This is a genomic window from Bradyrhizobium sp. 61 (genome assembly GCF_023073075.1).
In the GTDB taxonomy this organism is placed as follows: Bacteria; Pseudomonadota; Alphaproteobacteria; order Rhizobiales; family Xanthobacteraceae; genus Bradyrhizobium; species Bradyrhizobium barranii.
Map to the genome: position 1 here is coordinate 17,442 of NZ_JADPIU010000112.1, position 21,321 is coordinate 38,762.

The 21,321-nt window shown below is 65.0% G+C and carries 21 protein-coding genes; 15 read left to right on the top strand and 6 right to left on the bottom strand.

Going from position 1 to position 21,321, the window contains the following annotated elements; genetic code table 11:
- Positions 1–136: 136 nt before the first annotated feature.
- Complete coding sequence (locus IVB46_RS42705) at positions 137–1,420, top strand: glycerate kinase (protein ID WP_247316108.1); 1,284 nt, start codon at positions 137–139, stop codon at positions 1,418–1,420.
- Positions 1,421–1,616: 196 nt separating this feature from the next.
- On the opposite strand, the gene IVB46_RS42710 is transcribed toward IVB46_RS42705, so the two are convergent.
- The gene (locus tag IVB46_RS42710; protein ID WP_071916733.1) at positions 1,617–2,138 is read right to left on the bottom strand and encodes a MarR family transcriptional regulator; all 522 of its coding nucleotides are present in this window, start codon (positions 2,136–2,138) and stop codon (positions 1,617–1,619) included.
- 177 nt (positions 2,139–2,315) lie between these two features.
- Between IVB46_RS42710 and IVB46_RS42715 the strand changes: the two genes are divergently transcribed.
- From IVB46_RS42715 to IVB46_RS42725, 3 genes are read left to right on the top strand one after another with little or no spacing between them, the layout of a single operon-like run.
- On the top strand, positions 2,316–3,356 hold the full coding sequence (locus IVB46_RS42715; RefSeq protein ID WP_247316110.1) for a branched-chain amino acid ABC transporter permease: 1,041 nt from the start codon (positions 2,316–2,318) through the stop codon (positions 3,354–3,356).
- 5 nt (positions 3,357–3,361) lie between these two features.
- A complete protein-coding gene (locus IVB46_RS42720) occupies positions 3,362–5,131 on the top strand; it encodes a branched-chain amino acid ABC transporter ATP-binding protein/permease (protein ID WP_247316112.1) in 1,770 nt (589 codons plus the stop codon).
- Complete coding sequence (locus IVB46_RS42725; protein WP_247316114.1) at positions 5,128–5,859, top strand: ABC transporter ATP-binding protein; 732 nt, start codon at positions 5,128–5,130, stop codon at positions 5,857–5,859. The genes IVB46_RS42720 and IVB46_RS42725 overlap by 4 nt, the downstream gene beginning before the upstream one ends.
- 239 nt (positions 5,860–6,098) lie before the next feature.
- On the opposite strand, the gene IVB46_RS42730 is transcribed toward IVB46_RS42725, so the two are convergent.
- Positions 6,099–6,734: a pyridoxamine 5'-phosphate oxidase family protein gene (locus IVB46_RS42730; protein WP_247316115.1), complete on the bottom strand. Its 636-nt coding sequence runs from the start codon at positions 6,732–6,734 to the stop codon at positions 6,099–6,101.
- A gap of 121 nt (positions 6,735–6,855) precedes the next feature.
- Between IVB46_RS42730 and IVB46_RS42735 the strand changes: the two genes are divergently transcribed.
- Complete coding sequence (locus IVB46_RS42735; protein ID WP_208068779.1) at positions 6,856–7,740, top strand: LysR family transcriptional regulator; 885 nt, start codon at positions 6,856–6,858, stop codon at positions 7,738–7,740.
- A 116-nt stretch (positions 7,741–7,856) separates the two neighbouring features.
- Here the strand turns inward: IVB46_RS42735 and IVB46_RS42740 are convergent, their stop codons facing one another.
- Both IVB46_RS42740 and pobA read right to left on the bottom strand, forming a co-directional pair.
- Positions 7,857–8,276, bottom strand: a complete 420-nt coding sequence (locus tag IVB46_RS42740) for a PaaI family thioesterase (RefSeq protein WP_063980931.1) — start codon at positions 8,274–8,276, stop codon at positions 7,857–7,859.
- 316 nt (positions 8,277–8,592) lie between these two features.
- Positions 8,593–9,762, bottom strand: coding sequence for a 4-hydroxybenzoate 3-monooxygenase (gene pobA, locus IVB46_RS42745; RefSeq protein WP_247345988.1), 1,170 nt, complete (start codon positions 9,760–9,762; stop codon positions 8,593–8,595).
- A gap of 260 nt (positions 9,763–10,022) precedes the next feature.
- Between pobA and IVB46_RS42750 the strand changes: the two genes are divergently transcribed.
- The 9 genes from IVB46_RS42750 to IVB46_RS42790 all read left to right on the top strand — a co-directional run bounded on the left by IVB46_RS42750 (position 10,023) and on the right by IVB46_RS42790 (position 19,194).
- Positions 10,023–11,039, top strand: a complete 1,017-nt coding sequence (locus IVB46_RS42750; protein ID WP_247316117.1) for a TRAP transporter substrate-binding protein — start codon at positions 10,023–10,025, stop codon at positions 11,037–11,039.
- 234 nt (positions 11,040–11,273) lie between these two features.
- Positions 11,274–11,783, top strand: a complete 510-nt coding sequence (locus tag IVB46_RS42755) for a TRAP transporter small permease (RefSeq protein ID WP_071916740.1) — start codon at positions 11,274–11,276, stop codon at positions 11,781–11,783.
- Between the two features lie 2 nt (positions 11,784–11,785).
- Positions 11,786–13,105, top strand: coding sequence for a TRAP transporter permease (locus tag IVB46_RS42760; RefSeq protein ID WP_071916741.1), 1,320 nt, complete (start codon positions 11,786–11,788; stop codon positions 13,103–13,105).
- A gap of 210 nt (positions 13,106–13,315) precedes the next feature.
- Positions 13,316–13,777, top strand: a complete 462-nt coding sequence (locus IVB46_RS42765; RefSeq protein WP_247316118.1) for a DUF3237 domain-containing protein — start codon at positions 13,316–13,318, stop codon at positions 13,775–13,777.
- Positions 13,778–14,030: 253 nt separating this feature from the next.
- Positions 14,031–14,840 carry a crotonase/enoyl-CoA hydratase family protein gene (locus IVB46_RS42770; protein WP_071916743.1) on the top strand — a complete coding sequence of 270 codons (810 nt, stop codon included), beginning with the start codon at positions 14,031–14,033 and terminating at the stop codon, positions 14,838–14,840.
- A complete protein-coding gene (locus tag IVB46_RS42775; protein ID WP_247316119.1) occupies positions 14,837–16,720 on the top strand; it encodes a feruloyl-CoA synthase in 1,884 nt (627 codons plus the stop codon). Before IVB46_RS42770 ends, IVB46_RS42775 begins: the two co-directional genes overlap by 4 nt.
- A gap of 25 nt (positions 16,721–16,745) precedes the next feature.
- The gene (locus IVB46_RS42780) at positions 16,746–17,507 is read left to right on the top strand and encodes a 3-hydroxyacyl-CoA dehydrogenase (RefSeq protein WP_038933541.1); all 762 of its coding nucleotides are present in this window, start codon (positions 16,746–16,748) and stop codon (positions 17,505–17,507) included.
- A 25-nt stretch (positions 17,508–17,532) separates the two neighbouring features.
- Positions 17,533–17,952 carry a thioesterase family protein gene (locus tag IVB46_RS42785; RefSeq protein ID WP_085403547.1) on the top strand — a complete coding sequence of 140 codons (420 nt, stop codon included), beginning with the start codon at positions 17,533–17,535 and terminating at the stop codon, positions 17,950–17,952.
- Between the two features lie 90 nt (positions 17,953–18,042).
- Positions 18,043–19,194, top strand: a complete 1,152-nt coding sequence (locus tag IVB46_RS42790; RefSeq protein WP_247316120.1) for an ABC transporter substrate-binding protein — start codon at positions 18,043–18,045, stop codon at positions 19,192–19,194.
- 255 nt (positions 19,195–19,449) lie between these two features.
- On the opposite strand, the gene IVB46_RS42795 is transcribed toward IVB46_RS42790, so the two are convergent.
- Positions 19,450–20,178, bottom strand: coding sequence for a glutathione S-transferase family protein (locus IVB46_RS42795; protein WP_135214678.1), 729 nt, complete (start codon positions 20,176–20,178; stop codon positions 19,450–19,452).
- Positions 20,179–20,246: 68 nt separating this feature from the next.
- On the bottom strand, positions 20,247–20,507 hold the full coding sequence (locus IVB46_RS42800; RefSeq protein ID WP_135214677.1) for a hypothetical protein: 261 nt from the start codon (positions 20,505–20,507) through the stop codon (positions 20,247–20,249).
- Between the two features lie 113 nt (positions 20,508–20,620).
- Between IVB46_RS42800 and IVB46_RS42805 the strand changes: the two genes are divergently transcribed.
- Entirely contained in the window at positions 20,621–21,319 is a 699-nt protein-coding gene (locus IVB46_RS42805) for a YafY family protein (protein ID WP_135214676.1), read from the top strand.
- Positions 21,320–21,321: the final 2 nt, after the last annotated feature.

Below are 21,321 nucleotides of genomic sequence, written 5' to 3' on the forward strand. Positions count from 1 at the left end.
GCTTGCGCGCGGATTATGATCACGCGATTGCACAATCGAATGATGGTAAAGCCCGCTTACGCTTTGGCGCCTGATGCGGTAGGCAGGGAGCTGGCGATTTTGTCGCCATCATTTCAGTTCGCTGAAGGCCTTCGTCATGACCGACCGACGTCCCCTGCTCCGCGCGCTCTACGACGCCGCCGTTGCCGCCGCCCATCCCAGCACGATTCTGGCGCCGCATCTGCGGCCCGCGCCGAAAGGACGCGTGATCTGCCTCGCCGCCGGCAAGGGCGCGGCTGCGATGGCCGCGGCCGCCGAGCGGCACTATCTCGACACGCTCAAGCTCGCGCCGGAGCGCCTCGTCGGCATCGCCACCACGCGCCACGGCTACGGCGTGCCGACGCGCCGCATCCGCGTGGTCGAGGCCGGTCATCCCGTTCCCGATGAAGCCGGCCTGAAGGGCGCCGCCGATACGCTCGCGCTCGCGAGCGAGGCCGGGCCCGACGATCTGCTGCTGGTGCTGCTCACCGGCGGTGGCTCCGCGAACTGGATCGCGCCGGTGGACGGCATCAGCTTCGCGCAGAAGCAGGCGGTCAACAAGGCACTGCTCCGCTCGGGCGCGCCGATCGGCGAGATGAACACGGTCAGGAAACATTTGTCGCGGATCAAGGGCGGCCGGCTGGCGCGCGCCGGCAAGAATGCCGCCGAGATCGTGACGCTCGCGATTTCCGACGTGCCGCACGACGATCCGTCCGCCATCGCCTCCGGCCCCACCGTGCCGGACCCGACCACGCTGGCGGATGCGCGCGCGATCGTCGCGAAGTACAAGCTCGCCATCGACGACGCCGTCCGCCGCGCGCTCGACGATCCCGCTAACGAAAGCGCTAAGCCTGACGATACCGCCTTCGCCCGCGCGCATTTCGAGCTGATCGCGCGGCCCAAGCAATCGCTCGACGCCGCGGTGAAGCTCGCCAAGGAGGCCGGCTACGAGACCATCGATCTCGGCGCCGATCTCGAAGGCGAGGCCCGCGAGGTCGCAGCCGATCACGCCAGGCTCGCGCTTGAAGCACGCGCGCAAGGCAAGCGCCTCGCGATCCTCTCCGGCGGAGAACTCACCGTCACCGTGCGCGGCAATGGGCGCGGCGGCCCCAACCAGGAATATGCGCTGGCGCTCGCCGGCCTGCTGAAGGACACGCCTGATATCTCCGCTCTCGCCGGCGACACCGACGGCGCCGATGGCGGCGCCGGCCACCCCACCGATCCCGCCGGCGCGCTGATTGATGCGGCGACGTTCGCGAAGATGAAGGCGCTGGCGCTTCAGCCGCAGGCCTATCTGGACAACAACGACGCGACGACGTTCTTCGAGGCAACCGGCGATCTGCTGATGCCGGGACCGACGCTGACGAACGTGAACGATATCAGGGTGATTTTGGTGGATTGAGGCGCCTGCCCAGGTCTCACTGTCATTCCCCGCGACCCGGCTACGCCAAGGCTTCGCCGGGGTTGAGGTCCAGGGGCGCCGAAGCTTTAGCGTAGGCGGCAGGCGGGCAATCCAGTACGCTGCGGCCTATCGGCTCGATCACAAACGTCTCGGAGTACTGGATCGCCCGGTCAAGCCGGGCGATGACAGCCGGGCCTCAAAACTCGTTCGCGATCTTCGAGAGCATCCCGATCAGGGCTTCGCGGTTGGCCTGCCCGAGCAGCTCGTTCAGCCGGGACTCGTGCTTGGTGGCGACGAGCTTTTTCGCCCGGGTCAGCACGGCCTTGCCCTTGTCGGTCAGCACCAGGATGTGCGAGCGGCGGTCGTTGGTGGAGCGGATCCGCGCGCAAAGGTCGCGGCTCTCCAGATTGTCGAGCATCGCCACGAAGTTCGGGCGCAGGATGCCGAGGGTCGAGGCGATCTCGGTCTGGTTACGGCCCGGGTTCTTCTCGACCAGCAGCAGCACGGAGAACTGCGCGGGCGTGAGCTGGAGCGAGGCCATGCAGCGCAAAAAGTTCTCGAACACCTTGAGCTGCGCCCGCTTCAGCACGTAGCCGAGCTGTTCGGAGAGCTCGCCAAGCTGGAGGGCTTCGGGCTGGGCCTCGGCCGCGTCCTTGCGGCCCTTGGCCGCGTCGCCGGGCTTTTCAGAAGACTTTTCAGCGGTTTTGGAAACGGTCATCGCCTCGTGCTCGTGATCCCGCTAAATTCGGGGCGGGTCGTCCGCCCCACCCTTGAAGTTATATTTGATAATTGTTATGGACCATATCAAATATCGTCAGCGTTTCAATGGCTGTGAGCGGACCGTCCACCGCAATTGCGGAGCCCGGTCCCGATCTTTGAGGGGGAGCGTCCGGTCTTGAATACCACCATCATGCTGTTCCTGGTACAGGACGGCATCACCAATGGCGCGATCTACGCGCTGCTCGGCCTGGCGCTGGTGCTGGTGTTCGCCGTCACGCGCGTCATCCTCATTCCCCAGGGCGAATTCGTCACCTACGGCGCGCTGACCTATGCCTCGCTGGCCGCGGGCCAGATGCCGGGCACGGCAAAGCTAGCGCTGGCGCTGGGCATCGGCGTTTTCGTGTTCGACCTGTTCGTGGCGCGCAAGGCGCTGCACGGCCGCCTGATCGCGCGCAGCCTCGTCACCAACGTCGTGCTGCCCGCCATCGTGCTGGCGCTGACCGTCTACTTCGCCGCCCAGAAGCCGCCGGTGGCGGTGTGCATCGCGCTGTCGCTGGTGATCGTCGCGATGATCGGCCTCTACCTCTACCGCATCGCGTTCCAGCCGCTGGCGCACACCTCCGTGCTGGTGCTGCTGATCGCATCGGTGGGCGTCCACCTCGCGCTTCAGGGGCTGGGCCTGCTGTTCTTCGGCGCCGAAGGCCAGCGCGGCCCTGCCGTGCTGTCCGGCTCCTTCACCGCCGGCGCGCTGCGCTTCACCGGCCAGAGCATCACCGTCTACGGCATCACCGTCGCCTTCATCATCGGGCTCTGGCTGTTCTTTGGGCTGACGCTTTACGGCAAGGCGCTGCGCGCGACCGCCGTGAACCGGCTCGGCGCCCGCCTTGCCGGCATCCGCACCACGCTGTCCGGCCAGATCGCCTTCCTGCTGGCGTCCGTCATCGGCGCCCTGTCGGGCATCATGATCGTGCCGATCACGACGCTCTACTACGACTCCGGCTTCCTGATCGGCCTCAAGGGCTTCGTTGCCGCGATCATCGGCGGCCTCGTCAGCTATCCGCTCACCGCCGTCGCGGCGCTGGTCGTCGGCATCGTCGAGGCGTTCTCGTCCTTCTACGCCTCCAACTACAAGGAAGTGATCGTCTTCATGCTGCTGATCCCCGTGCTGCTGCTGCGCTCGCTCGCCGCGCCCGCGGTCGAGGAAGAGAAGGACTGACGCGCATGCAGAGCCGGCTTCCCATCCTCGTCTTCGCGCTTCTCATGGCGGCGATCCCGTTCGTTCCGGGCATGCCGCCGTTCTGGATCGTGCTGCTCGACAATATCGGCCTGACCGCCTTGGTCGCGATGGGCCTCGTGCTGCTCACCGGCGTCGGCGGCCTGACCTCGTTTGGCCAGGCGGCTTTCGTCGGCTTCGGCGCCTACACCACCGCGGTGCTGTCGACGGCCTATGGCCTGTCGCCGTGGCTGACCTTGCCGCTGTCGCTGGTGGTCAGCGGATCGTTGGCGGTGCTGCTCGGCCTCGTCACCGTCCGTCTCTCCGGGCACTATCTGCCACTCGGCACGCTCGCCTGGGGGCTGGGCCTGTTCTATCTCTTCAGCAAGCTGGAATTCCTGGGAAGAAACGACGGCATCTCGGCGATCCCGCCGCTGTCGATCGGCTCGTTCAAGATGCTCTCGCCCGGCTCGATCTATTACGCGATCTGGGTTGCCGTGATCCTCTCGGCCCTGCTCACGATGAACCTGCTGGATTCCCGGACCGGCCGCGCCATCCGCGCGCTGCGGCGCGGACACGTCGCGGCCGAAGCGTTCGGCGTGCACACGCCGCGCGCGAAGCTCCTGGTGTTCATCCACGCCGCGGTGCTCGCCGGCCTCTCCGGCTGGCTCTACGCGCATCTCCAGCGCGCGGTGAACCCGACGCCGTTCGGCGCGCAGGCCGGCATCGAATATCTCTTCATCGCGGTGGTCGGCGGCGCCGGCTATGTCTGGGGCGGCGTGCTGGGCGCGGCGATCGTCGTGGTCCTGAAGGAGGTGCTGCAAAGCTATTTGCCGCTGATCCTGCCGGGCTCCGGACAGGTCGAGACCATCGTGTTCGGCATCATGCTGGTGGCGCTGCTCCAGCTTGCGCCCGGCGGCGTCTGGCCCTGGCTGATGTCGTTCCTGCCCGAGCGAACCAGCGGCAAGAAGCCGGACACCTCGCTGAAACTGGAGCAGCGCACCCGCGCGGCCGGCCAGTCCGGCGTCCTGCTCCAGGTCGAGAAGGCGCGAAAGCAGTTCGGTGGCGTGATCGCGGTCAACAACGTCTCCTTCGACGTGCAGGCCCGTGAGATCGTCGCGCTAATCGGACCGAACGGCGCGGGCAAGAGCACGACGTTCAACCTGATCACCGGCGTCCTGTCGGCGACATCGGGCTCGATCTCGGTGCTCGGCAAGAAGGTCGACAGAGCGCCTCCGCAGGAGATCGTCAAGCTCGGCATCTCCCGCACCTTCCAGCATGTGAAGCTCGTCCCTGATATGACCGTGCTGGAGAATGTCGCGATCGGCGCGCATCTGCGCGGCCATTCCGGCCCGATCTCCTCGATGCTGCGGCTCGACCGCGCCGATGAAGCGAAGCTGCTCGCGGAGGCCGCCCGCCAGATCGAGCGCGTGGGCCTCGCCGAGCAGATGCATCAGCTCGCAGGCTCGCTTTCGCTAGGCCAGCAGCGCATCGTCGAGATCGCGCGTGCGCTGTGCGTCGATCCGATGCTGCTGCTGCTCGACGAGCCGGCCGCCGGCCTGCGCCACATGGAGAAGCAGCGCCTTGCCGCGCTGCTGCGCGAATTGCGCGACGGCGGCATGAGCGTGCTTCTTGTCGAGCACGACATGGGCTTCGTGATGAACCTCGCCGACCGCATCGTGGTGCTCGATTTCGGCACCAAGATCGCGGAAGGCACGCCCGCCACGATCAAGACCAATCCCGAAGTGATCAAGGCCTATCTCGGAGTGGCGGCATGAGCGCGCTGTTGTCCGTCGCCGACGCACATGTCGCCTATGGCAAGGTCGAGGCCGTGCGTTCGGTCTCGCTCGAGGTCGGCGCCAACCAGATCGTCACCATCGTCGGGGCCAATGGCGCCGGCAAGACCACGCTGCTCTCCGCCATCATGGGCATTTTGCCGCTGAAAGGCCGCGTCGCCTTCGCCGGGCAGGATCTGTCACGGCTCGACATCGAGGACCGCGTCGCGATGGGGCTCGGCCTCGTCCCCGAGCACCGCGAATTGTTCGTGACCATGAATGTCGAGGACAATCTCGAGCTCGGGGCCTTCCGCATCGAGCGCAGCAAGGCGAAAGCCTCGATGGAACGCGTCTACACGCTGTTTCCGCGGCTGAAGGAGCGGCGCAAGCAGCTCGCGGGCACCCTCTCCGGCGGCGAGCAGCAGATGCTCGCGATGGGCCGCGCACTGATGGGCGAGCCGAAGCTCTTGATGCTGGACGAGCCGAGCCTCGGCCTCGCCCCGATCATCGTCGCCGACATCTTCCGCATCGTCACCGAGCTGCGCGCCAGCGGCGTTTCCGTGCTGCTGGTCGAGCAGAACGCGCAGGCCGCGCTGAAGATCGCGGACCAGGCCTATGTGATGGAGCTCGGCGAGTTCGTGCTCAGCGGCAAGGCGAGCGATGTCGCCGCGAACGAGCGCGTGGCGGCCAGCTATCTCGGCTTCCAGCACGAAGGCGCGAGTGTGATCTGATTTCTTGGCTAGCTCCACTTCCCTTCTCTCCTTGCGGGAGGAGGCGGCTTAGGCGGTCTTCGGCCGCCGTTCTTAAGAACGCCGATGCTTCGCATCGGCTATGGCGCTGGATGAGAGGTTCTCTCCGCGAATTGCGACGTGGGACCATCGCAGGCGGGGAGAAACCCCTCATCCGTCTCGCGGCTACGCCGCGAGCCACCCTCTCCCGCAGGGGGAGAGGGTGTACCGTGGGAGCTGCGCTAGCTTTCGCTTGAAGGCAGACTCGCTTTTCCCTTCAACGCCGCGACCTCCGCTTCCAGCTCCGCGATCCGCTGGTCCCTCGCCGCCAGCGCTGCCGCGACATCCGGCGCATCGAACTTCTGCGGAATGTGCTGCGGGCAGTTGGTGTCCCACGCTGCGATCTTGAACAGGATCACCTGCTCAGGGCGCGCCCGGTACCCCTTGGGCATCAGCGACGTCGTCAGCGCCTCGTCGTCCTCGACGACGCGCGCCTCGCCCCAGATCTTGACGCGGCGGCGATGGGCGTAGTCCATCACGAAGATATAGGCCTTGGGATTCTCGGACAGGTTTCCCTGCGTGATGTATTGCCGGTTGCCGGCGTAGTCCGTGAAAGCCAGCGTCTGCTTGTCCAGCACCTTCAAAAACCCCTTCGGGCCGCCGCGGTGCTGGATGTAGGGCTGGCCATCGGCCGAGGCGGTGGCGAAATAAAAGCTGCTGGCGTCAGCCAGGAACGCCGCGAGGTTCTCATCGACCTCGGTGCGCCAGCCGCGCTGCTCGGCATGGGCATAGCCTTCGCGCGATCCCTTTCGGGTCTGGATCGATTTCACCGCCGGCGTGAACGCCACGTCGCTGGCGTAGGTATGAGTTGCCGTCATCGGAACATCTCCTGAAATCCCGGCGCATCCCTGCGTCTTTCGCTCTCTTAAATGGACCTTCCGGCGGGCAAAACAATCTGGCCGCTTGACACTTCATCATTGCAATATATGCAATAATACGATGGACCGCCTCGAAGCCATGCACGTCTTCGTCACCGTCGCCGATCTGCGCGGCTTTGCGCCGGCGGCGCGCAAGCTGCAGCTGTCGCCTTCGGCCGTGACGCGGCTGATCGCGGCGTTGGAGGAGCATCTCGGCGCGCGGCTGCTGCAGCGCACCACCCGGCAGGTGAGATTGACCGATGTCGGCACGCGCTATCTGGAGCGCGCGCGGCGCATCCTCGCCGATGTCGAGGAGGCCGACGGCTCCGCGCGCGAGGAGCGCAACCGGCCGAGCGGCCGTCTGGTGGTGTCGGCGCCCCTCGGCTTCGGGCGGCTGCATGTCTCGCCGGTCATGACCGATTATCTCAAGCGCTATCCGGAGGTCACGGCCGAGCTCAGGCTCTCGGACAACCTCGTCAATCTCGTCGAGGACGCAGTCGATGCCGCGGTGCGGATCGGCCATCTCGCCGATTCTTCGCTGGTCGCACGCCAGGTCGGCGAGATGCGGCGGATCACGGTGGCGACGCCGGGCTATCTGAAGCGCCACGGCGAGCCGAAGACGCCACAGGAATTGCTCGCGCACCAGACCATCGCGTTCGGCCCCTACGCCAATTGGCACTTCGTCCAGGACGGCCGCGATATCGAGTGGACGCCGACGCCACGTTTTACCAGCAACAGCGCCGACGCCGCCCTGCAATATGCAGAAGCCGGCGGGGGCATCACGCGGGTGCTGGCCTATCAGGCCGCAGAGGGCCTGAAGCGCGGGCGGCTCAAAATCGTGCTGGCGAAATACGAGCAGCCGGCGCTGCCGATCCACATCGTCTATCCGACCTCGCGCCTGCTCTCGGCCAAGGTGCGCGCCTTCATCGATTTGGTGGTGGAGACGGCGGAGTGGAAGTTTGGGTGAGGTCTCCCTCTCCGTCATGGCCGGGCTTGTCCCGGCCATCCACGTTCTTTGACGCGGAAAGTCAGAACGTGGATGCCCGGGACAAGCCCGGGCATGACGACGGAAAGGCCGGGGGCTCATCCCTTCTTCGGCACCACGCGGAACGTCCCGCTCGCGCGTGCAATCACGACGTCGTCGGCCTTTGCGAGACTCTGCGCGAAACAGATCGTCTTGCCGGTCCGGATCACGTCGCTCTCGATCGCGAGCCACTGACCGATCTCGGCGGAGCCGACGAAATCGACCGTGAGCGAGATCGTGACGAACGAGGTGGTCCAGTTCGTCATCTGCGCGCAGCTATAGCCCATGGCGTTGTCCGCGAGTGCGGCGATGAGGCCGCCATGGATCAGGCCGCGGCCGTTGGTGTGCGGCCTGGCAAGACGCAGGCCGATGATCACGGCCTTGTCGGTTTTCTTCGCGTAGAGCGGCTCCCACGGCTCGGTGAGCGGACTCTTGCGGGAAAGCGGCTCGAAGCCGTCAGGGATGTCGGTGTCGGTCATAGCGTGTCTCGCGTTGCTGGCTGGCGCCATTGAACGCGATGGACGTGACGGACGCATCACCTACAAAGTTTTAAACGGAATTTGCGCGGGTGTTTGAAATGGGCACTCCCGTCATTGCGAGGAGCGAAGCGACGAAGCGATCCAGACTTTCTCCGCGGAAATAGTCTGGATTGCTTCGCTTCGCTCGCAATGACGATGTGGAGAGAGCACCCGATGCCGTAGGGTGGGCAAAGGCGCATAGCGCCGTGCCCACCATCTCGTAGCAAACGCAAAAGCTGGTGGGCACGCTTTGCTTTGCCCACCCTACGGCACCCTCCTAAAACGGCAGCCCCACATAGTTTTCCGACAGCGACGTCATCGCGGCCTGCGACTGCGTGACGTAGTCGAGCTCGGCGAGCTGGATGCGCCCGCCGATGGTGCCGGTGTCGGGGAATTTGTGCAGCATCGAGGTCATCCACCAGGAGAAGCGCACCGCTTTCCAGACCCGCGCCAGCGCCGTGGCGGAATAGGCGTCGATGCCGGCGTTGGATTTCTCGTCGTAGAACTCGCGGAGTGCGTTCGACAGATAATGCGCATCGCTGGCAGCTAAGTTCAGGCCCTTCGCGCCGGTCGGCGGCACGATGTGGGCGGCGTCGCCGCACAGGAACATCTTGCCGAACCGCATCGGCTCGGCGACGAAGCTGCGCAGCGGCGCAATGCTCTTCTCGATCGAGGGGCCCGTGACCAGACTGTCGGCCGCCTCCTGGTCCAGTCGGCGCTTCAATTCGTCCCAGAAGCGGTCGTCCGGCCATTGGTCGACATGGTCGTCGAGCGCGCACTGCACGTAGTAACGGCTGCGCTTGGTCGAGCGCATGGTGCACAACGCAAAGCCGCGGGCATGGTTGGAATAGATCAGCTCGTGGCTGACAGGGGGCGTCTCCGAGAGGATGCCGAGCCAGCCGAACGGGTAGATCCGCTCGAACTCCTCGATCGCCGTAGCCGGGACGCTGGCGCGGCTGACGCCGTGAAAGCCATCGCAGCCGGCGATGAAGTCGCAATCGATCGTGTGGGTGACCCCGTCCTTGACATAGGTGACGCGCGGCCGACTGCCGTCGAAATCATGCGGCTGCACGTCCTTGGCCTCGTAGACCGAGGTGAGACCCGCGGCCTTGCGCGCATTCATCAGGTCGAGCGTGACCTCGGTCTGGCCATAGATCATGACCGTCTTGCCGGTCGCGGCCTTCATGTCGATGCGGTGACGGCGCCCGGAAAAGGCGAGCTCGATGCCTTCATGCACCAGGCCCTCGGCATGCGCCCGCGCGCTGGCGCCAATCTGGTCGAGCAGCGCGACGGTTCCCTCCTCGAGGAGGCCGGCACGGATGCGGCCGAGCACGTAGTCCGGGCTCTGCCGCTCGAGAATCACATTGTCGATGCCGTATTGGTGCAGCAGTTGCCCAAGCAACAATCCGGCCGGCCCGGCCCCGATGATTGCGACTTTTGTCCGCAATACTTGCTCCTCCCGATCCTGTAGGTTTTCGCCGCGGCTCGCTTGTCGCGTCGGTCCGCGCAAGATAATTATATCATATAATCGTTGGGCAAAAGGGGAGTGCGCCCGGGCAGCGACAAATCCATGCAACATGGCTGACGTAGATGACGCGGCGGCACGCCGCGCCAGTTCCGGCTTGAACGCGCCGGCAAATTAGATAACATGTTAATTAATGAGACCGGGCCATCGAAGCCCGCCGTCGAAACAGGGAGAGACGACCGATGAGGAAAGCCTGTCTGGCGTTGCTGCTGGCAGCAAGCGTGAGCCCCGCGTTCGCGCAGGACAAGACCTTCGACCTGAAGGTTTCGCACTGGGTGCCGGCGTCGCACCCGCTGCAGAAGTCCCTGGAAGACTGGGTGGCCGCGGTGAATAAGGATTCCGGCGGCACCATCACGGGCAAGGTGTTTCCCGCCCAGCAACTCGGCAAGGCATTCGACCATTACGACATGGCGCGCGACGGCATCGCCGACGTCACCTACGTCAATCCCGGCTATCAGCCCGGCCGCTTCCCGATCGTCGGCGCCGGCGAATTGCCGTTCCTGATTTCGGACGCCAAGGGCGGCTCGATGGGCCTGGACGCCTGGTACCGCAAATATGCCGAGAAGGAGATGAAGGACGTCAAATACTGCCTCGCCTTCGTCCACTCGCCTTCGTCGTTCCATTCCAAGACGAAAAAGATCGTGATGCCGGAGGACGTGAAGGGCCTGAAGATCCGTCCCGCACACGCCACCATGGCGAATTTCGTCACCTCGCTCGGCGGCACCAATGTGCAGTCCTCTGCGCCCGAAGTGCGCGACATCATCGAGCGCGGCGTCGCCGACGGCGTCACCTTCCCCTGGGGCTCCCTCGTGCTGTTCGGCATCGACAAGGTGACCAAGTACGACATGGAGGCGCCGCTCTACACCACGACCTTCGTGTTCGTGATCAACAAGGACAAGTACAGCGCAATGTCCGACAAGCAGAAAGCCGCGATCGACAAGAACTGCTCGACCGAGATGGCCGGCGTGGTCGGCGAGCACTGGGGCAAGTTCGAGGATGCGGGCATCGACAAGGTGAAGGCCGAGACCGGTCACGAGGTCTACAAGCTGACGCCGGAGCAGACCGCCGCCTGGAAGAAAGCCGCCGATCCCTTAGTCAAGACCTGGGGCGACGGCGCCAAGAAGGCCGGCGCCGATCCGGACGCGGCGCTTAGCGAGCTGAAGGCGTCGCTGAAGAAGTACAACGCGCTGGCGGAGTAGCGCCAAGCTGCGGCCGCGGCCGGCTCTCTTCTTCCCCCTCTCCCCGTTCTTACGGGGAGAGGGTTGGGGTGAGGGGCTGCTTCCGCAGAGACGGTGACAGCTCGATTCGCGGAGAGTCCCCCTCACCCGAATTCGAGCGACGCTCGAATTCGACCTCTCCCCGCAAGCGGGGCGAGGTGAAGTGCGCGGCGAGACCGAGATCAAACAATGACAGCACACGACGTGACACCTCCCATGAAGCGCTCCTGGATGGACCGCATCATCGACACGATCGAATGGATCGCGGCCGGCTTCGTCGGCATCGTCGCGCTCGACATCTTCCTGTCGGTGCTGCTGCGCAACACGCTGAACTACTCGATCCCCGATTCGTTCGATATCGGTCGCATGCTGCTCGGCATTCTCATCTTCTGGGGCATCGCGGCGACGTCCTATCGCGGCACCCACATCACGGTCGACCTCGTCTGGGGCAATGTCGGGCCGCGCTATCAGCGCTGGATCGACGTGTTCGCAACGCTGGTGCTGCTGTTCGTCGTCACCGTGCAGACCTGGACGCTGTTCGACAAGGTGCGCGGCACCTACAACGACAACGTCCAGACCTTCGACATGCACATGCCGACCTGGCCGTTCTTCGCGGTCGCGTGGATCGGCGACGTCTCCGCGGTGCTGCTGATCGCGATCCGCACCTACCGCCTGATCTTCCATCCCGAAGACATGCACGATCCCAAATTGAAGGCGACGGAGTAATCATGAGCACCGATGCCGTCGCCTTAATCGGCTTCGTTTCCCTGTTCGTCCTGATGCTGCTACGCGTGCCCGTCGGCATGGCCATGGGCCTCGTCGGCGTGACCGGCTTCGCTTATCTCGTCAACGGGACGGCCGCTCTGAAGCTGGTCGGCCAGACATCGATGCGCACGGTCACCGACTACACCTTCGGCGTCATCCCGATGTTCCTGCTGATGGGCTCCTTCGTCAGCAATTCCGGCATGAGCCGCGAGCTGTTCCGCGCCGCCAACGGTTTCGTCGGACATCTGCGCGGCGGGCTCGGCATCGCCACCGTCGGCGCCTGCGGCGGCTTTGCCGCGATCTGCGGCTCCTCCGTCGCGACCGCCGCGACCTTCTCCGCCGTCGCCTACCCCGAGATGCGCCGCTTCGGCTATCCGCAGTCGTTCGCCACCGGCGTAATCGCAGCCGGCGGCACGCTGGGCGCGATGCTGCCGCCGTCCACCGTGCTCGCGGTCTACGGCATCATCACCGAGCAGGACATCGGAAAGCTCTTCATCGCCGGCATCATTCCGGGCCTCCTGGCGATGACCATGTACATGATCACGATCTTCCTGATCGGTCATTTCCGCCCGGACTTCCTGCCCAAGGGCAAGGTGCTGCCGTGGCGCGAGCGCTTTGCGGGCCTGAAGGACATCTGGGCGCCGGTCTTGCTGTTCGTGTTCGTGATCGGCGGCCTCTACGGCCTGCCATTCCTGCCGCGCTTCACGCCGACCGAAGCCGGCGGCGTCGGCGCCGCGGGCGCCTTCATCATCGGCGTGGTCACGGGGCGGCTCGACCGCGAGAAGATCTTGGCCTCGCTGCTCCAGGCAACGCGCACCGCGGCCGCCGTGTTCACCGTGCTGATCGGCGCGCTGATCTTCGGCTATTTCCTCACGGTGACGCAGACGCCGCAGAAGGTCACCGAATTCCTCACCGGCCTCGGCCTCGGCCCCTACGGCGTGCTGGCGCTGATCATGGTGATGTATCTCGTGCTCGGCTGCCTGATGGACGCCATGGCGATGATCATCCTCACCGTGCCGATCATCTTTCCCGTCATCACGCATCTCGGGTTTGACCCGATCTGGTTCGGCGTCATCATCGTGATGACCGTCGAGCTCGGCCTGATCCATCCGCCGGTCGGGATGAACGTCTTTGTCATCAAGAGCGTGGTGAAGGACGTTTCCTTCTCCACGATCTTCAAGGGTGTGATCCCGTTCGTGGCGACGGATCTGGTGCGGCTGGTGATTTTGATCGCGTTCCCGCTGCTGGCGACCTGGCTGCCGACGCGGATGATGGCGCACTAGTGAACGCCTATTGCGCGACGCGCTGTTGTCCCCTCTCCCCTTGTGGGAGAGGGTGGCTCGCCGCGTAGCGGCGAGACGGGTGAGGGGTATCTCTCCGCCCGCACACCTGCGTTTGCGGAGACAACCCCTCATCCGGCGCTTCGCGCCACCTTCTCCCACAAGGGGAGAAGGAAGATCACTGCGCTTAGCGCAATAGATTGGAGAGAAGCGATGACCACACCGGCGCTCGAGACCAAATACGTCTTCACCGTTACCGCAAAGATCGGCGACGTCGTCACGGCCGGCGAGACCGGCATCGGCGTTCGCCGCATCATCCCGATTATCGGCGGCGAGGTGACGGGCGCGATCACCGGCAAGGTGCTGCCGTTCGGCGCCGACTTCCAGACCATCCGGCCCAACGAGCTGATCGATCTCGAAGCCAGATACGCCTTCGAGACGGATGACGGCGCCGTTGTCTATGTCGAGAACAAGGGCATGCGGTTCGGCCCGGTCGAGCTGCTGCAAAAGCTCAAGCGCGGTGAGCCGGTCGATCCGAAGCTGATCTATTTCCGCACGGTCCCGAAGTTCGAGACGGGGCACGAAAAATATCGCTGGCTGATGGAGCACATTTTTGTCGGCTCAGCCGCACGCCATGCGGACCGCGTGGTGATCGACGTGCATCAGGTGGTGTGAGAAGCCTGCCACCTCGTCATTGCGAGCGCAGCGAAGCAATCCAGGATCTTTCCGCGGAGAGACTCTGGATTGCTTCGCTGCGCTCGCAATGACGGTGGATGCGGCAACAGCAGCGTATCACAAGGCCGTAGAGACCCCTGACCGCCGGATGAGATCCAGGCAATTCAATCCCCGCCGGGGGTGATATCCTCCCCGCCCTCCTTGACTCCCCCAGAATTCGTTATACAACATAACTATTCTGACAAGGACGCAAATGACACAGGGAAACGCCGAGACCGCTAACGCGGGCGCCTCCGGGCTTTTGAGGATCGAGCGGGCGGACCGGGTTCTGACCGTGGGCCTGAACCGGCCGGCCAAGCGCAATGCGCTCAATGACGGCATTATCCTCGAAATCGGCGAGTGCTTTGCCTCCCTGCCCGAGGATATCGGCGCGGTCGTCATCCACGGCATCGGCGATCATTTCTCCAGCGGTCTCGACCTCTCCGAGCTCCAGGACCACGACGCGACCGGCGGCCTCCTCCATTCCCAGATGTGGCACAGGGTGTTCGACCGCATCCAGTACAGCCGCGTGCCCGTGATCGCTGCGCTCCGGGGCGCGGTGATCGGCGGCGGGCTGGAGCTTGCCTGCGCCGCCCATATCCGCGTCGCCGAGCCCTCGACCTATTTCGCCCTGCCGGAAGGGCAGCGCGGCATCTTCGTCGGCGGCGGCGGCTCGGTGCGGCTGCCGCGGCTGATCGGCGTTGCCAGGATGATGGACATGATGCTGACCGGCCGCGTCTACAGCGCGACCGAAGGCGCCTCCTACGGCTTTACCCAATATGTGACGGAGGCCGGCAACGGGCTCGGCAAGGCGCTGGAGCTTGCGACCAAGGTCGCCTCCAACGCGCCGCTGACGAACTTCGCCGTGCTCCAGGCGCTGCCGATGATCGCGGAGGCCAATCCGCAGGCCGGCCTGTTGATGGAATCGCTGATGGCAACAGTTGCGCAGAGCGACAAAGAGGCAAAACGCAGGATCCGCGAATTCCTCGAACACAAGACCGCAAAGGTGAAGCCGAAGTCATGAGCGGACAGCCGTCCTCTTCCAGCATGGAGCGCGGCGCGAGCACTTCCCCGCTGCGGCCCATTTCGTTCGGCGATCCCGTCGTCAACATCGAGCGGCGCGACGACGGCACGATTTATCTGCGGCCCAAACAGCCGCTCGGCGACTATCCGGTCCGCCTCACCGACCGCCTGCATCATTGGGCCAAGGCGACGCCGGACCGCGTCTTCATGGCCGAGCGCGAAGGCGGCCGCGGCTGGCGCAAGATCACTTACGCCGAGCTGCTCGCCGCGAGCCGGCACATTGCCTCCGGCCTGATTGCGCGCGGCCTGTCGGCGGAGCGGCCGGTCGTCATCCTGTCAGGCAATTCGATCGACCACGCGCTGCTGGCGTTCGGCGCGTTCTATGCCGGCATTCCGTTCTGCCCGGTGTCGCCGGCCTATTCGCTGGTGTCGAAGGATTACGGCAAGCTCTCTTACCTGATGAAGCTGCTGACGCCCGGCCTCGTCTTTGCCGAGGATGCGGGCAAGTTCGCGGACGCGCTCGCCGCCAATGTCTCGCTCGGCACCGAGATCGCCGCGTCCTGGGGCAGCGTGCCGGGTCGCGACGTCACCCTGCTCGCCGACCTCATGGCGACGCCGCTTCGCAGCGATCTCGACGCGATACACGACAAAATCGGCCCCGACACGATCGCAAAGTTCTTGCTGACGTCGGGCTCGACCGGCAATCCCAAGGCCGTCATCAACACCCAGCGCATGATCTGCGCCAACCAGGTGATGCTGCGCGAGACGCTCGCCTTCCTCAAGGACGAGCCCCCGGTCATCATCGACTGGCTGCCCTGGAATCACACCTTTGGCGGCAACCACAATATCGGGCTGACGCTTTACAATGGCGGCTCGATGTATCTCGACGCCGGCAAGCCGGTGCCGGGCGGCATCGAGGAGACCGTGCGCAATCTCCAGGAGATTTCGCCGACGGTCTATTTCAACGTGCCCAAGGGCTATGAATCGCTGCTGCCGTATTTGCGCGACGACCAGGGCCTGCGCGCAAAGTTCTTCGACCGCCTGCACGCGATGTTCTTCTCGGGCGCCGCGCTGTCGCCGTTCGTCTGGAACAGCCTCGACGAGCTCGCGGTGAAGGAGAAGGGCTACCGCGTGCCGATGCTGACGGGCCTTGGCGCCACCGAGACCGCGCCGTTCTTCATGTCGGTCAATCCGCGCACCAGCCGCTCCGGCCATGTCGGGCTGCCCGTGTCCGGCAATGACGCCAAGCTGGTGCCGAACAACGGCAAGATGGAAGTGCGCGCCAAGGGGCCGAACGTGATGCCCGGCTATTGGCGCCAACCCGACATCACCGCGAAATCCTTCGACGAGGAAGGATTCTACAAGATGGGCGATGCGCTCAAGCCCGTCGATCCCGACGATCTCAACGCCGGCTTCGATTTCGACGGCCGCGTCAGCGAGGACTTCAAGCTCGGCAGCGGCACCTGGGTCAGTGTCGGCCCGCTGCGTGCGCGCTTCGTCGCGGCCTGCGCGCCGCTGGTGCGCGACGTCGTCATCGCCGGCATCAACCGCGACGAAATCTCCGCGCTGGTGCTGCTCGATCTCGACGGCTGCCGGCTGATCAACCCGACGCTGCCGGCCGACGATCTCACCGTCACCGCCCGGGACAGGCTGGTACGTGAGGCCTTCCGCGAGCGCCTGACGCGCTTTCTGTCTTCGGCCACCGGTTCCTCGACGCGGATCACGCGCGCGATCCTGCTGGATACGCCGCTCTCGATCGACAAGGGCGAGGTCACCGACAAGGGCTCGATCAACCAGCGCGCGGTGCTGGAACATCGCGACGCGCTGATCGAGGAGCTCTACGCTGCCAATCCATCGGACCGTGTGATATCGGTCGGCTAAGAAACCATCGCCAAAGGAGAACGCCATGTTGTTGAAGGATCAGGCAGTCATCGTTACCGGCGGTGCATCGGGACTGGGCGCTGCGACCGCGCGAAAGCTGGCGGCGCAGGGCGCCAAGGTCGCGGTGTTCGACCTCAATGCCAAGCTCGCGGAGACCGTCGCCGCCGAGCTCAAGGGCGTTGCCGTGACCTGCGACGTCTCCGATGCCGCCTCGGCTGAAGCTGCGATCACGCAGGCGACCAAGGCGCATGGACCCGCGCGCGTGCTGGTCAATTGCGCCGGCATCGGCGTCGCCAAGCGCGTGGTCGGCCGCGACGGGCCGATGGCCCTTGCCGATTTCGACAAGGTGATCAAGGTCAACCTGATCGGCACCTTCAACATGCTGCGCCTCGCCGCAACCGAGATGTCCAAGCTCGAGCCGCAGGCGACCGGCGAGCGCGGCGTCATCATCAATACGGCGTCCGTTGCCGCCTATGACGGCCAGATCGGCCAGTCGGCCTATTCGGCCTCCAAGGGCGGCATCGTCGGCATGACGCTGCCGATCGCGCGCGAGCTCGCGCAGTTCGGCGTCCGCGTGCTGACGATCGCGCCCGGCCTGTTCCTGACGCCGCTGCTGGCCAACCTGCCGCAGGAAGCCCAGGACTCGCTCGCCGCCGCGATCCCGTTCCCGCGCCGGCTCGGCCACGCCGACGAGTTCGCCGCGCTCGCGCTGCACATGGTCGAGAACTCGTACCTGAACGGCGAAGTGGTCCGCCTCGACGGCTCGCTGCGCATGGCGCCGAAGTAAGGCGCAACGAAAGCAGGGCCATCGCATGTTCGTGAACCGGCGCGACGTCCAGATCCAGTGGGGCGACTGCGACCCCGCCAACATTGTCTATTACCCGCGCTATTTCGCAATGTTCGACGATTCGACGTCGACCCTGTTCGAGGTCGCCGGATTCTCCAAGCAGGATTTGGTCCGCAAATACGGCCTGGTGGGCATCCCCATGGTCGACACGCGGTCCAAGTTCTACATCCCCTCGACCTATGGCGACTGGATCACCATCGAAACGAAGATCGAGAGCATCAAGCGCTCGAGCTTCGAGGTGAAGCACAACGTCTACAAGGGCGAGGCGCTGGCGATCGAGGGTTTTGAGACCCGCGTCCTGGTCCGCCGCGATCCCGTTAACCCCGACAAGCTGAAATCGGCACCGTTTCCGGCGGAAATGGTAGCCAAATTCACGGGGAGCTAGGTCTGGAGCTAAATCGCCGCATCACCAAAAGAGGGGGCTGAATTACCCCCCGATTTCTGCTTTCAAAGAAACACGTCAAGGGAGGAATAGATGAAACGCTTTTACCTGACCGCCGCCATCGCCGCGGCGACGCTTGCCCTGCCGGCTCTGCCTGCGCTGGCCCAGACCAGCGAAATCACCATCGGCATCACCACCACCACGACCGGTCCGGGCGCAGCTCTCGGCATTCCCGAGCGCAACGCGCTGGAATTCGTGCCGAAGGAGATCGGCGGCGTGCCGCTGAAGGTGATCGTGCTCGACGACGGCGGCGATCCCACCACGGCGACCACCAACGCCCGCCGCTTCGTGACCGAATCCAAGGCCGACATCATCATGGGCTCGGCACTGACGCCGCCGACCATCGCGGTCTCCAACGTCGCCAACGAGGCCGGCATTCCGCATTTCGGCCTGGCGCCGTTCCCGATCACGCCTGAGCGCATGAAGTGGTCGGTGACGATGCCGCAGCCGATCCCGATCGTGGGCAAGGTGCTGTACGACCACATGAAGTCGAAGGGCGTGAAGACCGTCGGCTATATCGGCTATTCCGACTCCTATGGCGACCTCTGGTTCAACGACCTGAAGGCCCAGGCCGTGCCGATGGGCATCACCATCGCCGATGAGGAGCGCTTCGCCCGCCCTGATACGTCGGTGACCGGACAGGTGCTGAAGCTCGTCGCCGCCAACCCCGACGCGATCCTGGTCGGCGCCTCCGGTACCGCGGCTGCGCTGCCGCAGACCGAGCTGCGCGAGCGCGGCTATCAGGGCCTGATCTACCAGACCCATGGCGCCGCCAGCATGGACTTCATCCGCATCGCCGGCAAAGCAGCGGAAGGCGTGCTGATGGCCTCCGGTCCCGTCATGGACCCCGAGGACCAGCCCGACGAGGCCGCCACCAAGAAGCCGGGCCTCGCGCTCAACACCGCCTATGAGGCCAAGTACGGCCCGAACAGCCGCAGCCAGTTCGCCGGTCATTCCTATGATGCGTTCGAGATCCTCAAGCGCATCATTCCGACGGCGCTGAAAACCGCAAAGCCCGGCACGCCGGAATTCCGCGAAGCGATCCGCCAGGCGCTGCTGTCGGAGAAGGAGCTGGCAGCGAGCCAGGGCGTCTACAACTTCACCGAAAAGGACCGCTACGGCCTCGACGAGCGCTCGCGCATCCTGCTCACGGTGAAGAACGGCAAGTACACGCTCGTGAGGTAAGGCGCGGCAAGAGTTTTGAGACGACGAGAGCCGGCCCGTTGGGCCGGCTCTTTTGTTTTTCTTCTGGGGCGAATTGCCTACCGAGGTCGTCATGCCCGGGCTTGTCCCGCCTGCGCGGCCGAAGCCGCTTCGGCGAGGCGAAGGCCCGGGCATCCACGTTCTTTGCACCGTACCGCAAGGCGTGGATGGCCGGGACAAGCCCGGCCATGACGGTGTGGAGAGTTCAGCGCCTCGAGAACTACGGTCTTGTGAGCGCTAAGCCGCCTGCCGCAGCGGGGTCCAGGCGAACTCCGGATAATAATCGTCCATCATGCGGTCGACATAGGCGGTGAGGTTCGCAAATCCCTCGGCGCGCTGACGCAGGCCGGATTCGAAGAAGGGCGTCAGGATTCCGGCGAGCGCGCCGAAGGCGGTGGCATCGACGCCGCAGGGCTTGTTGCCCATCAGGTAGGCCTTGTCGCCGAGCTGCACCGAAAGCGCGAACAGCGAACGTACCGCGAGATCGACGTCGTCATCGGGCGCGTGGCGGCCGAGGCCGGAGAGCAGATAGTTCTCGGCGACACGAAATTGCGCATCCTCGCGCAACTTTTCGCGATTGTGCTCCGGCGCGCCGTCGAAGAAATGCGAGGGCCCCTTGGCGAAGTTGACCGGATCGACCCAGCGCGCCCCGACCAGCGCCCAGTAGACGTGATGCTCGATCATGCGCTCGAACGCCCAGGCCTGCGCGCGCTCGGAGAGCGACAGCCCCGCGTCGAAATCGAAGCCATAGCGGCGCTCGATATGGGCGCGAATGAAGGTGGAATCGGCCACCGCCTCGCCGCCGTCGTCGATGAACGGCAGCTGCCCCTTGGGCGAGGCCGGCGGCATCGCCCGCTCCTTCCGGTAGGGCAGTCCCGCCATCTTGAGCTGCACCTCGGTCTTGGTGACGAAGGGGCTGATTTCCGGCAGGCCGAAGCCGGCGCCAAAGCCATAAAGCGTGATCATGCGAACTCTCTCCTGGACCTGCGAAATTTGGGCTTGCGAAATTTGGACTTGCGAAACTTTGAGGGAACCTAGTGACCGGCTGCTGCCACCATGGTGGCAGCAGCCGTGATATCTTCTGCGAAACGGGCCCCCCGCCAGGCGCGGGCCATGACATGGCGGGCCAGCGCGTCCGCAGCCTGGGTCAGCAAGCGTGCCATCACGCTTGCGAGAGCAAATCGGAGGTCGACGGCCATGAGATCGAGCGAAACGAGACGGCTGAGCCCCCAGGCGGACCAGACCTGTGCCCGCAACATCGGAATCGCCGGGCCGAAATGGGTTGGAATGATCATGGACAAATCCTCTTCAGTCGATGTGTTGTCCCGGTATAGACACCCCCTGCTGCCAACATCCTGTCAGCAGCAGCGCGCCATTTTCTGATCCGTCACCCGATAAGAGAATTGCCATGAGACGCGCCGACCGGCTGTTTCAGATCATCCAGGTGCTGAGGCGCACGCGTAAGCCGCTGACCGCGGACGCGATCGCGGCCGAGCTCGAGACCTCGAAGCGCACCATCTATCGCGACATCGCAACCTTGATCGGCCAGCGCGTGCCGATCCGCGGCGAAGCCGGCATGGGCTATATCCTCGAGAAGGGTTTTGACCTTCCGCCCTTGATGCTGACACCCGACGAGATCGAGGCGGCGGTGCTGGGCGCGCAATGGGTCGCGGGCCATGCCGATTCCGCGCTGGCACGCGCGGCCGAAGATTTGATGGCCAAGATCGCCGACACCGTGCCTGAGCGCTTGCGTCCCTTCGTGCTGGAGCCGGCAAGCCGCGCGCGGCCGAGCTGGAACAGGGAGCCGGACCGCCTCGACATGGCGCGCACGCGCACCCAGATCCACGAAGGCAAGAAGATCATGCTGCGCTATCGCGACGAGCAGGGCCGCCCCAGCGAGCGCATGATCTGGCCGATCTCGGTCGGCTATCTCGAAGCCGTGCGCCTGCTTGCGGCCTGGTGCGAGCTGCGCGGCGACTTCCGCAGCTTCCGCACCGATCGCGTCGTGGATGCGAACTATCTCGACGATAAATATCCGGAGCGGCGCGACGTGCTGCGCGCAAGATGGCGGCAGAGCCTGGTCTGGGGCCCGCCAAAGGACACGTGAGC